A 13,097-nucleotide genomic window follows, 5' to 3' on the forward strand; every position below is an offset into this window, starting at 1 on the left:
CGCAGTCCCATCGCCTACGAGACAGCACTTGACACAACATCAACTAACCTGGCCCAAGCCGCATAGCCCGTGTCCAAGATTCCGGGTCAAGGCCCGATCGCCGAGAGCGTCCAGCGCACGTAGATAGTGTGTTCGGCGAGGTGGATGTCGTCCCCGTGCAGGCCGAGGGCTTCACCTTTGCGGAGGCCGGTGCCGATGAGGAACTCGGTCAGGTCGGCGAAGTCCGGATCGTTCGCGTGGCAGTGGCGCAGGAAGCGGATGGCCTGGGCCGGGGTCAAGATGGTGCGCTCGCCGGAGGCCGGGTTCGGGATCACGGTGGGCCGGACGACGTTGGCGGGGAGTCGGGTGCTGGCGGACGGCGTCGCCGATCGCGCTGGAGAGGATGTGCCACACGGTGGGGGTCCGCGTCCGGCGGCGAGCTGGGCCTGTACGTAGTGGTGGATGTGTTCGTAGGCGAGCTCGTCCAGACGGATCGGGTCGAGGGCGGGGATCAGGCCGTGGTGGACGTAGTCGCGGTAGCGGACCCATGTGGTGGGCTTGAGCCGCAGGCGTTTGGCCGCGAGCCACTGGTTCAGGCGGTAGGTCCTGTGCCGCTTAACGTTTAGCGTGTGTGATCGATGTACGAGTGGCAGGCGCTCTCCTCGCTGTCGTGGGGTTCGTCGTCCTCGCACGTTGTCAGAGGCTGCTGAGGAGTGCCAGGCGCTCGGCGCTGGTGGAGCCCTGGTCGGCGTAGTAGACGACGATCAGCTGGCGGGCCTGGGGGCGCACCATCTTCTCGTAGTGCAGGTCGAGTTCGCCGACGAGCGGGTGGTTCAGCCGGGTGAGGCCGGTGTCACGGCGGCGGACCTCGCGGCGGGTCCACAGGGTGCTGAACCGCTCGCTGGCGACGGTGAGTTCGCCGATGGTCTCCAGTAGCTCCGGGTCGGCCTCGTCGACGTCGATCATGGCGCGCAGGCCGGAGACAGCCTTGGCGGTCATGTCGTCCCACTGCGGGTAGAGGCCGCGCATCTCGGGTTCGAGGAAGGCGGCCCGTAGCGGGTTGTGGCCGATGACGAAGAAGGGGCACAGGAGCACGGCCAGCCGGTTCGCCGCGACGACGCGTCCGCTGGGCCCTTGGGCGTAGGCGGGGGTCTGCGGCCAGCTGTCCAGCAGTGGTTGAAGGTCGCCCTGGTCCGTACGGGCGCGGCTGCGCGGCCTGCGCGCGGGCGGGGCGGGGTGGGCGAGGCGGTGCAGGTAGGCGACGGCGTCCTCGTCTGGCTGGAGCGCGCCGGCCAGGGCGGTAAGGATCTGGTCGGAGGGGTTGAGGTTGCGGCCCTGTTCCAGGCGCAGGTAGTACTCGGGGCTGATGCCGGCGAGCTGGGCGACCTCCTCGCGCCGCAGTCCGGGGACCCGGCGCCGCTCGCCGGCGGGCAGCCCGACCTGTTGCGGGCTGATCTGCCCGCGCCGGGCCCGCAGGAACTCGCCCAGAGTGTCGGCCGTCTCGCGTGTCATGTTCTCGACGCTAACCGTTCAGCAGTCCGAGGCGGACCAGGCTCTCCGCGGTGGCCACGACGGCGTCCTCGTTGGAACGAGGGGACCAGTCCAGCTCCTTGCGGGCCTTCGCGTTGGAGGCGCGGCGCACCACGCCCAGCTGCGGCACCGTCTCTCGCAGCGCCGGGTTGACCGTGGCCAGCATGCGCAGCAGCCAGGCCGGGGCCGAGCCGGTGGGGGCCTTGGCGGCGGCCTCGCCCAGCCGCGTGCGCAACGCCAGGGCGATGTGGTGGAAGGAGATCGGCTCGCCCGCGAGCGCCAGGTACCGCTGTCCGGCCGCCTGAGGCGCCGTCATGGCACGTAGATGCAGGTCGGCCGCGTCTCGGACGTCTACCGTGTTGGTCCAGATCGGCGGCGCGGCCGCATTCCGCCGGTCAGCATCGCGTGGATGATACGGATCGACGCGGAGTAGTCCGGTCCGAGGACTGGCCCGAAGATTCCCACGGGGTTGACGACCGTCAGCTCCAGGCCGTCGCCCTCGCTCTCGACGAAGTCCCAGGCGGCCCGCTCGGCCACCGCCTTGGACCTGATGTACGCGGACACCCCCGGCCCGTCGGTCTGCGTCCAGTCGTCCTCGCTGAACGTCCGTCCGGTCCGCCCGTGACCGTAACCCACCGCCGCGAAGGAGGAGGTCAGCACAGTGCGCCGGACGCCCGCGCCCCGGGCGGCGCGCAGCACCCTCAGCGTCCCGTCACGGGCCGGGACGATCACCTCGTCCTCGCTCTTCGGCCGCGCTCCGGGAAACGGCGAGGCCACGTGCAGGACGTAGTCGGCTCCCGCCACGGCCCGGTCCCAGCCCCGGTCAGAGGTCAGATCCGCCTCCACGTAGGAGACGGCATCCGTATGCGGGCATCCGGCGACGATGAGCATCCGTTCGACGTCGGACCGCCGTGCCAGGGAGCGCACCGTGGTCGTGACGGTGTGCCCGGCGGTCAGGAGCTGCGCGATCGTGTGGGAACCCAGAAACCCGGTTCCGCCCGTGACGAGTACATGTGCCATGCCTTCATAGTCGACAGCTGGATCGTCGCGTTCCAGATCTCGCCGATACCAGTACTCCGAGGGACAGGCTCAGCGCAGCACCCAGCCCGACGCCGGCCCCTCCCTCAAGGCTCGGTCGCATTGGACAATGAGCCGAGTTGTCGGTGGGTGATCGCGGGCACGATGCCGCGAGCGCGGACCTGGTCACGGGAGACGTCATGGTCGTAGCCGCGGTCGGCGAACAACGAGTCCGGCTTGCGTCGCGGACGGCCGACCCGGCCGCGGACCGGCGGGATCGCGTCGAGCAACGGTAGCAATTGGGTCACGTCGTTGCGGTTGCCGCCGGTCAGCAGGACCGCGAGCGGAGCCAGGTGTGCAGCACGTACAGGAGATCCCGCGCAGCACTTCCCGGTCCGGCAATGCCTTGCGGCCGGGATAACGGAACCTGCGCTCACGCTGCGGCAGCAGCGGTTCAAGCCGGTCCCACAGCTCATCCGACACGATCCACGGCGACGTCCTCACACCGGACCGAACGCTCAACTACCGGCCTGGACACGGCTAACGGAGCCGATCCACGGTCCACGAGAGCCTCGACCGGCTCATGACGATCGAGATCCGTCCGCGGAACGGGCGGCTGCCCTCCGCAGTCGTGGCCCCGCACGTTCGTGGAACTGCCCGCGGGCGGCTTCGGGCCCTGGCCACTCGCGGCACGCCAGGGATGCTCACACATGGACATCGCCCCGTCCCGCTGACGATTGCCCGAGCTACTTCCCTGATGGGGCAACGAGGCGCCATGCGTTGCATAAGATGCCGAACGTGACGGAGGAGTCCAACCTGTTGAAGTGGACGCTGAAGAGCGAGCGTCCCGAGTCGGCCGGATATCTGAAGGTGCGTTGCCGCACCTATGTGCAGCCCGACGGCCGAGAATCCGACTGGGACATTCTCGTCGGCCCGCGCACGGTCGCGGTGGTCGCCCTGACGGAGGACGGGCAGGGCATCCTGGTACGCCAGTACCGGCCCGGGCCGGGCACGGTGCTGGCGGAACTGCCCGGCGGCCTGGTCGCCGACGGCGAGGAAGTCATGGTCGGCGCGGCGCGCGAGCTGGTGGAGGAGACGGGGTACGAGGCCGGTTCGCTCCAGGTCGTCGCGACCACCTATCTGGCCTCCTATGCCACCCATGTGCGGTACGCGGTACTGGCCCGGGAGTGCCGTAAGGTCACCGATCCCACGCCGGACGCCGAGGAATTCCTCGAACTGGTCACGCTGCCACGCGACCAGTACGTGGCCCATATCCTGAGCGGTCGGCTCACCGATATGGACCTGGGCTTGGCGGGGCTGGTGGCCGCAGGTCTCCTCAAGCCCACGGTGTGACGATCCACCGCTGATCATCGTCACAGCAGGAGGCCATCCGCACGGGTCTCGCTGATGAAGTCGCCTCGGGCAGGGTCCAGCCGATCTCCCATCGCCCGAAGACGAGGTTTGCCTCGGCTCGTTCCTGGCGTGAGGGGATCGGCTACGCGTATTCGCGGCGGAACCGGGCCTCGAGTTCTTCGAGGGACGTGCCCCGGGTCTCGGGCACGGCCCGGGCCACGAACCAGATGGCGCCGACGCCCAGGACGGCGAAGACGAAGAAGGTGCTGGAGATGCCCAGTGCCTCCACAACCGGGGGGAACGCCCAGGCCACGATGGCGTTGGCGAGCCACAGTACGAGGACGCTGACACCGATGGTCAGACTGCGGATTTTCAGCGGGCCCGGGAATTCAGCCTCGCCCCCCACCTGGTGGTCCGCGGATCGACCGGCCCGGCGCGCTGACGGACGCAGCCCCGGCAGCACCCTCCTGGCAATCAGGGCGCTGAGCTCGGCCGAGCAGTGATCCGTCAGGGAAAGGCCAGGGTCTGGGCGAGCAGCGTCACGAGGACGAGCACCGTGGGAAACAACGCGAGGAACATGGCGAAGGTGTAGCCCATGATGTCGCGCGCCTTCAGACCGAGGATCGCGAGGGTGGGAAGCATCCAGAACGGCTGGAGCAGATTGGCGCTGGCCTCGCCGAGGTCGTACACCACGACCATCCATCCCTGGTTCACATGGAGTTCGTTGGCCGCCCCGAGGACATAGGGTGCCTCGACCACCCACTTGCCACCGCCGCTGGGTACGAACACCCCGAGCACACAGCTGTAGATACCGATGAGGGCCGGGTACAGGTGCTCGTTCGACACCGACACCAGCCAGTCCGCGATGGTCTGGTGCAGTCCGGTGAAAGCGATCATTCCGAAGATGCCGCCGTACAAGGGGAATTGCAGCAACACGCCCGAGGCGGCCGGTGCTCCCTCCCTGAAGGCGCGGGCGAGGTGGACGGGCCGCCAGTGCAGGATGAGGGCCAGCAGGATGAGGATCAGGTTGACGGTGTTCAGATCGAGCGCGTTGAGCGGATTGCCCTCGGCTTGCGCGAAGTGGCGGGCGAGATACCACACGCCCAGAACGAAGAGCGCGATCGTGAGGGTCGGGCTGAACTCGACCCATTCGCCGGGGCGGCTGCGTCGGGAACTCGGGCTCTTCGTGCGGAGCGCGGGACCGAGATCGATGCCGAGGCGCTCCGCGGTCATCGCACGCTCCGGAGACGGGGCCAGGAACCACGCCATGGTGACCGCGACCGCGAAGACGACCGCCGTGGCCACGATGCCCTGCCAGAGGAAGATGGTGTCGGTCAGGGGAATGACCCCGCTGCCCCGCTCCTCGGCGATGATCTTCTGCACCGCGGCGGGGCTGGAGGTCGCGCTGGCCACCTGCAGCGCGGCCGATCCCGACAGGCCCTGGGCCCACACAGTGCCGAGCCCGAGGAAGGCCATGGCTCCGATGGCGCGATAGTCGACTCCGGGCAGTCGGCGGGCGATCTCCTTGGCGAGGATGGCGGTGAAGACGAGGCTGAAGGCCCAGTTCACGTAGGCGGTGGTCATGGCGACGGCGGCGGTGAACGTGATGGCGCCGCGCGGAGTCCGGGGCAGGGCAGCCAGCCAGACGATAAGGCGGGCGACCGGCGGCGAGACCGCGACCGCGTAGCCGGCGATGACGATGATCGCCATCTGCAGGGTGAACTCTATGAGCGACCAGAATCCTTTGCCCCATGCGTCCACGAGGCCGAAGCCGGTGGTCGCTTCCGGGTCGCTCGGCGTGGTGCCGAGCAGACTTTCCCCTGAGAGGAGTCCCAGGGCGAGGACCACGAAGGTGCCGATCAGGACGAAGCCGAGAGCGTCGGGCAGCCACTTCTCGGAGAAGCGGGTGAACCGCAACGCCAGGCGGGCAAGCCAGGTCTCACCGCGGCTCACCTCCGCTTCCGATGTCTTGATGGGGTTCGTGGTCATACGGAGCTCCTGTTCATCCATCGCAGGGCGAGGTGCGCAAGATACTGACGGGGAGCGAACGCACGGGACAATGGGGGAACCGCATACCGGTTGAGGCCGCACCATGTGGAACATCCCCATGGAGGATCACCGGCGCGTGGGCAAGATCGGCGGTGCGTTGCCGGACCGCCGCCACCTGCGCCGTCATGGCTTTTCGAGTCCGGGGGAGGGATCTTCCACGGCATCCATTCCCCCTCTTGACAGGCAGTGATCTGGCTGGATTACTTGGCCGTGCGCTCGGTAACCGAATGTTCGGTCGGGATGTAGGTGGTGGAATCAGTGACGCAAGCCACTCACGCGGCACAGGGCCCCGTCGAGCGGATGTGGCATCTACGACGTGAGCGTCCGGCGAGGCGATGAGGTGATCGCGGAGTTCCGCGGTCGCAGCCGCAGCATCAGGAGCACGCACCTCGAGGAGTCGCCATGACCAGCGAAGTCGAGACCCCGCTGACCGCCGCGGCCCGCCGTGGCGAGCCTCTCCCTGTTCACCTGATGGACGACGCGGAGCGGATGCCCCGCGAGGAACTGAGAACCCTTCAGCTGAGCCGACTGCGAACGACGTTGCGGCACGCGTACGACAACGTCGAGCTGTATCGCAGGAAGTTCGACGACGCCGGTGTCGCGCCCGAGGACTGCCGCTCACTGGAGGACCTGGCCCGCTTCCCCTTCACCACCAAGGCCGACCTGCGCGACACCTATCCCTTCGGCATGTTCGCCGTGCCCATGGACCATATCCGTCGCGTCCACGCCTCCAGCGGCACCACCGGTCGCCCCACCGTCGTCGGCTACACCGACAAGGACCTCTCCTTGTGGGCGGACGTCGTCGCCCGCTCGATCCGCGCGGCCGGTGGCCGCCCCGGCCACAAGGTGCACATCTCCTACGGCTACGGCCTGTTCACCGGTGGCCTCGGCGCCCACTACGGCGCCGAACGGGCCGGTTGTACGGTGATCCCGGCCTCCGGCGGCATGACCGCACGCCAGGTGCAGATCATCCAGGACTTCAAGCCCGAGATCATCATGGTCACCCCCTCCTACATGCTCACCCTGCTCGACGAGTTCGAGAAGCAGGGCGTCGACCCGCGGTCCACCTCCCTCCAGGTCGGCATCTTCGGCGCGGAACCCTGGACGGAGGAGATGCGCCGCGAGATCGAGGAGCGCATGGACATCCACGCCGTCGACATCTACGGCCTTTCGGAAGTGATCGGCCCCGGCGTCGCCCAGGAGTGTGTGGAGACCAAGGACGGCCTGCATGTGTGGGAGGACCACTTCTACCCCGAGATCGTCGACCCCCTCACGGACGACGTCCTGCCCGACGGCGAGGACGGCGAACTGGCCTTCACCTCCCTCACCAAGGAGGGCCTGCCGGTCATCCGTTACCGCACCCGCGACCTGACCCGGCTGCTGCCCGGCACCGCCCGGCCCGCCTTCCGCCGCATCCAGAAGATCACCGGCCGTTGCGACGACATGATCATCCTGCGTGGGGTGAACGTTTTCCCCAGCCAGATCGAGGAGATCGTGCTGCGCACCCCCGGCGTCGCCCCGCACTTCCAGATCCAGCTCACCCGGCGCGGCCGCATGGACCACATGACCATCCGCGTGGAGGCCCGCCCCGGCGTCGGCAACGAGCAGCGGGAGGCGGCTGCCGAACAGATCGTTCAGGGCGTCAAGAACGGCGTCGGCGTCACCGCCGAGGTGGCGATCGTCGAGATGGAGACCCTGGAGCGCTCGCTCGGCAAACTCCGCCGCGTCAAGGACCTGCGCCAGCAGTGATCGCCACGCCCACGTCGCGTTTGTTCTGCGCGTATCGTGATCTTGCTGTGCGGCGGAAGGGCGGGTGTCGATGGGCGAGAACGAGATCTATTACCGGGACGCGACCGAACTGGCGGAGCTGATCCGCGAACGGCAGCTTTCCGCGGCGGAGGTGATGCGGGCGCACCTGGGCCGCATCGAGGCGGTAAACCCGAGGGTCAACGCCGTCGTGACCCTGGCCGCCGAGCAGGCGCTCGAGGCGGCGCGCGCCGCCGATCGAGCGGTGGCGACGGGCGTCACCGTGGGTGCGCTGCACGGTGTTCCGTTCACGGTCAAGGACTCGCTGGATGTCGGGGGGATCGTGGCCGCACGCGGCTCGTCGTTGTTCCGGGACCATGTTCCCGTGCGGGACGCGACCGCGGTGGCCCGGCTCCGGGCGGTCGGCGGGATTCCGCTGGCCAAGACCAACCTGCCCGAGTTCTCCTACTGGACCGAGACCGACAACGCGATCACCGGCAGATCCCTCAACCCCTGGGACAGCGAGCGGACTCCGGGTGGTTCGAGCGGCGGAGAGTCGGCCGCGATCGCCGCCGGGATGTCGCCGCTCGGGCTGGGCAGCGACGTTGCCCTTTCGGTGCGAGGACCGGCCCACGACACCGGCATCGTCGCGCTGAAGGCGACCCGGGGACGGATACCGATCACCGGACACTGGCCCGAGGCTCCCCGCCGTTACTGGCACGTCGGCCCGATGGCCCGCAGCGTGCGGGACATCATGACCGCGTTGAAGATCCTCGCAGGGCCCGACGGCGTCGACGGCTACGTACAGCACGCGCCGCGACCGGTCGATCAGCCGGGCGACCTGGACGGATTGCGGGTGGGCTGGGCGGCCGAGCCTGCCTTCGGACCAGTGGACCGCGAGGTGACGGCCACCATCACGGCAGCGGCCGACGCGCTGCGGACGCTGGGCTGTGTCGTCGATCCCGCTCCACTGGGGGAGTTGGAGACCCTCGACACGACCGCGCTGAGCGCGGTGCTGTACACCGCCGAGGTCGTGCCGTACTTCCGGCAAGTCGTCGCCGACCGCGCATCCGAGGTGCACAGCGTCATCCAGCGGACGATCACGGCGCCGGAGGTGACAGTGGCCGACTACATCGCGGCGCAACAGCAGGTCGAGGTGCTCGGCTCCCTGTTCGCCGGATACTTCGAGCGCTACGACGTGCTGCTGTGCCCCGTATGCCCCATCCCCGCCCCACCGCACGCCCGGTCGACGTTCGATGTCGGAGACGTCACCGTCCCGGCACGCGGCATCATGCGCGCGACCGTTCCGTTCAACCTCACCGGCCTGCCCGCGCTGTCGCTGCCGTTCGGGGCCACCAGCAAGAACCTGCCGATCGGCATCCAGCTTGTCTCTCGCTGGTACGACGAGACGACCCTTCTGCGCCTCGGCGCCGCGCTCGAGACGGTCAGCCCCGTGCGGAACCGGCACCCGGAGCTGACCTGACGTGAGGGTGACTGCCGCACCGCAAGCAGGATTTCACTCGAGGAACGGAAGCCCATGATCGACCCGAAAATGCCCGATACGGCCCGTCTGCTCGGAATGAGTGCACACCCCGAAGGGGGCTGGTACAAGGAAACTTGGCGCAGTGACGTCGAGGTGCAGCCGGACGGCTATCCGGGGCGGAGGTCTATCTGCTCAGCCATCTATTTCCTCTTGCCTCCCAGCGAGGAATCCCGGTGGCACACCGTGCGTTCGCCGGAACTGTGGCTGTGGCACCGGGGTGGTCCCTTGCTGCTATCGCTGGGTGGTTCCGGTGAGAGGCCAGAGGATCAGCCTACGAAAATACTGCTGGGTCCCGATCTCGCGAGCGGACAACGGCCGCAAGCTCTCGTGCCGGCCGGGCACTGGCAGGCTGCTCGCCCGGCCAGTGATGAAGAGGTGCTTGTCAGTTGCGTAGTTGCGCCCGGCTTCGACTTTGACGACTTCCGGCTACTGCCGAAGAGCTAAAACTCCAGCAGCTGACGAGGGGTGGCCGACTCAGCTGATGACGTCGAGGCCCCGTGCGCACGGCGGCGTATCCACCGGGCCGCCCGGGAGGTCCGTCTTCGGGTAGGTCCGTCTTCGAGCGCGCCCCGCTCGGAGCGCGCCGAGGTGGGGGCGCGACGCCCTGGCGTCAGGCGGTCCGGCTCCGCAGGGCCTCGACCTCGGCGTCCAGCGCCGCTTCGCGGGCGACGATCTCGCCTACCGACTTCAGGGCCTCTTCGGCGCGGTGTGGCGGGATGACGATGGCACCGTCCCCGTCGGCGGCGATGATGTCGCCGGGGTTCACGACGACGCCGCCGATGGCGACCGGTTCGCCGATCGTGCCCGGTCCGTTCTTGAACGGACCGGCGGGAGTGAGCCCCCGGGCGAAGACCGGGATGCCGAGTTCCTCGATGATCGCGGCGTCGCGGACGTATCCGTCGATGATCGCCCCCGCGGCGCCGTACGCGGCGAACCGCTGGGCGAGGTTGTCGCCGATGATCGCGCGGCCGTCGTGGCCGAAGGCGTTGATGACGACGATGTCCCCGGGGCGGATGTGCTCGAGCGCCGCGATCACGGCCTTGTTGTCGCCCGCGACGGTGAGGACCGGCAGCGCTGTGCCCACGGCCTTGGCGCCGTTCCAGATGGGGGCGATGCCCCCGTCGACGATGTTCAGCCGGTCGAGGGCGTCGCCGAGGTTGGCCACGGAGTGGGCGCGGAACTGATCGAGCACCTGCTCCTCGACGCGCTCCCACGCGGTGTTCACGCGTACGTTGTCCTGAGTCATCGCAGGCTCCTCCAGGTCCAGAAAATGCGAAAGCTTTCGCGTTTTGCGAGGGACAGTCTGCATCCCTACGTGTCGCAGGGCAAGGGGTGGGGTGCCCCTCCGGCTGCCGGGACCGGCCACGTGGCGGCGGGGGGAACCCTGGCGATCCGGGATGGAAGCGTGACCGGAGCGCAAGGTGAACGTCGGGGCAACGCAAACCCTTGACCGCTCTCAGAATGCGAATCTATTCTCATTCGCGATTCAAGTCGCAACTTTGATGTCGGGGCTGCTCTGCGGCCAGCCGTGTGTCCGGCATCGAGCCCCCAGGCCCTGGACGGGCGGGTTCCTGAACAGCACCGAAGCCACACACCTACCCCGAGATGCGCTCAGCGCATGATTCTCAGGACGCCGTTCCGGAGTCCGCGACACCGAAAGTGAACGCGAATGGCAACGTCAGATCGGCTTGACAGAACATCGGATCGTCACGGGACAGCGCCGGAGGAGTCCGGCGCGACCGCGGTCGACGCCACCTCCGCCAACGGCAAGGTCGTCCGCAAGGCCACCGTCGCCGGGGCGATCGGCTCCTTCGTCGAGTGGTACGACTACGGCATCTACGGCCTGCTCGTCACCTACCTGGCGATCAACATCATGGGGGAGGCCGACGCCGGAAATCTCTTCCTCACCAACGTCGGGTTCCTGGTCAGCTTCATCGCCCGCCCGTTCGGCAGCGTCATCTGCGGATACCTCGGGGACAAGATCGGGCGGAAGGGCCTCCTGGCCACCCTCCTGGTGCTGATCTCCGCCGCGACCGCGGCCATCGGTCTCATCCCGTCCTCCACCGTCATCGGTGTCGGCGCACCCGTCCTCCTAGTCCTCCTCCGGGTGCTCCAGGGCTTCTCGGCGGGCGGGGAAGTGGCCGGTGCCATGTCCTTCGTCGGCGAGTACGCCCCGGACGCACGCCGCAACTACATGATGAGCTTCATCGCCGTCGGCTCGTTCATCGCCCTGATGTTCGGCAGCGCCCTCTCCGCCCTCCTCATCACGACGCTCGGCGAGGACACCATGACCTCGTGGGCCTGGCGGGTGCCGTTCCTCCTCGCCGTCCCGCTCGGCTACGTCGGCTTCTACATCCGCAGCCGACTGGAGGAGACCCCGCACTTCAAGGTGTTGCGCGAGCAGAAGACCGTCGCGCGCAACCCGCTGAGGGACGCCCTGACCTCCCCGCGCCATCTGAAGGCGATCGCGCTCACGATCTTCCTCCCCGCGCTCAACGGTCCCGGCTACTACCTGCTGTTCGTGTACATGCCCACCTACTTGAAGACCTCGCTCGGCGCGCACAACTTCTCGATGCTGCGGGCACTCACGGTCACGGCGTTCAGCCTGATCGCCATCGCGATCTGTATCCCGCTCATGGCACGCTTGTCGGACAGGATCGGTCGCAAGCCCATCCTCGCCTTCTCCGCCGTCGCGATGGCCCTTGTCTCCTACCCGATGTTCCGGCTGATCACCACGGGAGAGTTCGGTCTGGCCTGCATCGGCACCATCGTTCTCGCGGTCGCCTTCTCGGGCCACGCCGCCGTCGTCCACACCGTCCTCGCCGAGATGTTCCCGACCACTGTGCGCTACTCCGCCTACAGCATCGGCTTCAGCATCTCCACGATCATCTTCGGTGGCAGTGCCCCGCTCCTGATGACCGAGCTGATCCAGTCGACCGGCTCCAACCTGATCCCGGCCTTCGCCTCCATCATCACCGCGCTGATCACCCTGGTCTCCATCGCCTTCGTGCGGGAGACCAAGGGCCAGCCCCTCGCCTCCAGCTGAAACACCCCGGGAGACACCATGGGAATCAACTCCGTAGCCGTCGTCGCCGACCTCGGTGAGAGCTTCGGCAACTACACGATCGGCGACGACAGCGCTCTGCTCGGGCTCGTCACCTCGTCGAACATCGCCTGCGGCTTCCACGCCGGTGACCCGCGCATCATGGACCGGACCGTCGCCGACTGCGTCGAGCGCGGCATCGAGCTCGGCGCCCACCCCGGATACCCCGACCTCGTCGGCTTCGGCCGCCGTCTCATCGAGGCGACCGAGGAGGAGATCCGCACCGACGTCCTCTACCAGCTCGGCGCACTCGACGCCTTCGCCAGGGTGCACGGCGGCACGATCAGCCATGTGGCCCCGCACGGCCGGATGGGCTCCATCGCGCAGACCGACGCCAAGCACGCGCGGGCCATCACCGACGCGATCGCCGCGTACAACACCGACTACGTCGTCATCTGTCAGCGCGGGCTGCTGGCCGAGGAATCGCGCAAGCGCGGACTCGACGTCGGCTACGTGTTCCTGGCCGACCGGGGATACGGCGACGACGGCATGCCCGTCTCCCGCTCCCACGAAGGCGGCCTGATCCATGACCCCGAGCTCATCGGCCGGCGCTCGGTCCAGGTCGTGCGGGAGGGCACCGTACGTTCGGTCAACGGCAACGTGGTGCCGCTCGGACACGACGCCGACGTCCTGCTCCTGCACGGTGACCACCCTTCCGTCCTCGAGAACGGCACCGCGGTGCGGGCCGCGCTCGGCGCGGCGGACATCCGCGTCGCCGGTCTGCGGGACGTCCTGGCGGAGAAGGCGGAGGTCGCGCTCGCCCGCTGAGGGCCGGGC

Annotated in this window: 13 protein-coding genes and 2 pseudogenes; 7 read left to right on the forward strand and 8 right to left on the reverse strand. The window is 68.3% G+C overall.

What is annotated here, in order from left to right:
• Window positions 1–86 precede the first annotated feature (86 nt).
• The 5 genes and pseudogenes from ABZ370_RS34575 to ABZ370_RS34595 all read right to left on the reverse strand — a co-directional run.
• Entirely contained in the window at window positions 87–671 is a 585-nt protein-coding gene (locus ABZ370_RS34575; protein WP_358629219.1) for a hypothetical protein, read from the reverse strand.
• A gap of 4 nt (window positions 672–675) precedes the next feature.
• Window positions 676–1,491, reverse strand: coding sequence for a helix-turn-helix transcriptional regulator (locus ABZ370_RS34580; protein ID WP_358629222.1), 816 nt, complete (start codon window positions 1,489–1,491; stop codon window positions 676–678).
• 10 nt (window positions 1,492–1,501) lie between these two features.
• On the reverse strand, window positions 1,502–1,825 hold the full coding sequence (locus ABZ370_RS34585; RefSeq protein WP_358629225.1) for a hypothetical protein: 324 nt from the start codon (window positions 1,823–1,825) through the stop codon (window positions 1,502–1,504).
• Between the two features lie 35 nt (window positions 1,826–1,860).
• On the reverse strand, window positions 1,861–2,529 hold the full coding sequence (locus ABZ370_RS34590) for an NAD-dependent epimerase/dehydratase family protein (RefSeq protein ID WP_358629228.1): 669 nt from the start codon (window positions 2,527–2,529) through the stop codon (window positions 1,861–1,863).
• Window positions 2,530–2,690: 161 nt separating this feature from the next.
• Window positions 2,691–3,012: pseudogene (locus ABZ370_RS34595) on the reverse strand (transposase); the annotation flags it as partial.
• Window positions 3,013–3,324: 312 nt separating this feature from the next.
• Between ABZ370_RS34595 and ABZ370_RS34600 the strand changes: the two are divergent.
• Entirely contained in the window at window positions 3,325–3,879 is a 555-nt protein-coding gene (locus ABZ370_RS34600) for an NUDIX hydrolase (protein WP_358629231.1), read from the forward strand.
• A gap of 142 nt (window positions 3,880–4,021) precedes the next feature.
• Here ABZ370_RS34600 and ABZ370_RS34605 read toward each other — a convergent pair whose 3' ends face one another.
• Window positions 4,022–4,285 (reverse strand): MFS transporter, encoded by a 264-nt coding sequence (locus ABZ370_RS34605; protein WP_358629234.1) that lies wholly within the window; start codon window positions 4,283–4,285, stop codon window positions 4,022–4,024.
• A 101-nt stretch (window positions 4,286–4,386) separates the two neighbouring features.
• Window positions 4,387–5,868: a TIGR00366 family protein gene (locus ABZ370_RS34610; RefSeq protein WP_358629237.1), complete on the reverse strand. Its 1,482-nt coding sequence runs from the start codon at window positions 5,866–5,868 to the stop codon at window positions 4,387–4,389.
• 364 nt (window positions 5,869–6,232) lie between these two features.
• Here ABZ370_RS34610 and ABZ370_RS34615 point away from each other — a divergent pair.
• From ABZ370_RS34615 to ABZ370_RS34630, 4 genes and pseudogenes are all read left to right on the forward strand, one after another.
• Window positions 6,233–6,334, forward strand: a pseudogene (locus ABZ370_RS34615) (phenylacetic acid degradation protein PaaD); the annotation flags it as partial.
• The gene (gene paaK / locus ABZ370_RS34620; RefSeq protein WP_358629240.1) at window positions 6,331–7,677 is read left to right on the forward strand and encodes a phenylacetate--CoA ligase PaaK; all 1,347 of its coding nucleotides are present in this window, start codon (window positions 6,331–6,333) and stop codon (window positions 7,675–7,677) included. The pseudogene ABZ370_RS34615 and the gene paaK, both read left to right, overlap by 4 nt.
• A gap of 70 nt (window positions 7,678–7,747) precedes the next feature.
• Window positions 7,748–9,157, forward strand: coding sequence for an amidase (locus ABZ370_RS34625; RefSeq protein WP_358629243.1), 1,410 nt, complete (start codon window positions 7,748–7,750; stop codon window positions 9,155–9,157).
• 54 nt (window positions 9,158–9,211) lie between these two features.
• A complete protein-coding gene (locus tag ABZ370_RS34630) occupies window positions 9,212–9,661 on the forward strand; it encodes a cupin domain-containing protein (RefSeq protein ID WP_358629246.1) in 450 nt (149 codons plus the stop codon).
• Between the two features lie 166 nt (window positions 9,662–9,827).
• On the opposite strand, the gene ABZ370_RS34635 is transcribed toward ABZ370_RS34630, so the two are convergent.
• Complete coding sequence (locus tag ABZ370_RS34635; RefSeq protein ID WP_358629249.1) at window positions 9,828–10,463, reverse strand: RraA family protein; 636 nt, start codon at window positions 10,461–10,463, stop codon at window positions 9,828–9,830.
• A 423-nt stretch (window positions 10,464–10,886) separates the two neighbouring features.
• On the opposite strand from ABZ370_RS34635, the gene ABZ370_RS34640 reads away from it, so the two are divergent.
• Window positions 10,887–12,263: an MFS transporter gene (locus tag ABZ370_RS34640; protein WP_358629251.1), complete on the forward strand. Its 1,377-nt coding sequence runs from the start codon at window positions 10,887–10,889 to the stop codon at window positions 12,261–12,263.
• A gap of 18 nt (window positions 12,264–12,281) precedes the next feature.
• Window positions 12,282–13,088: a 5-oxoprolinase subunit PxpA gene (locus ABZ370_RS34645; protein ID WP_358629254.1), complete on the forward strand. Its 807-nt coding sequence runs from the start codon at window positions 12,282–12,284 to the stop codon at window positions 13,086–13,088.
• The last annotated feature ends 9 nt before the right edge of the window (window positions 13,089–13,097 follow it).

The organism is Streptomyces sp. NPDC005962, assembly GCF_040629205.1.
In the GTDB taxonomy this organism is placed as follows: Bacteria; Actinomycetota; Actinomycetes; order Streptomycetales; family Streptomycetaceae; genus Streptomyces.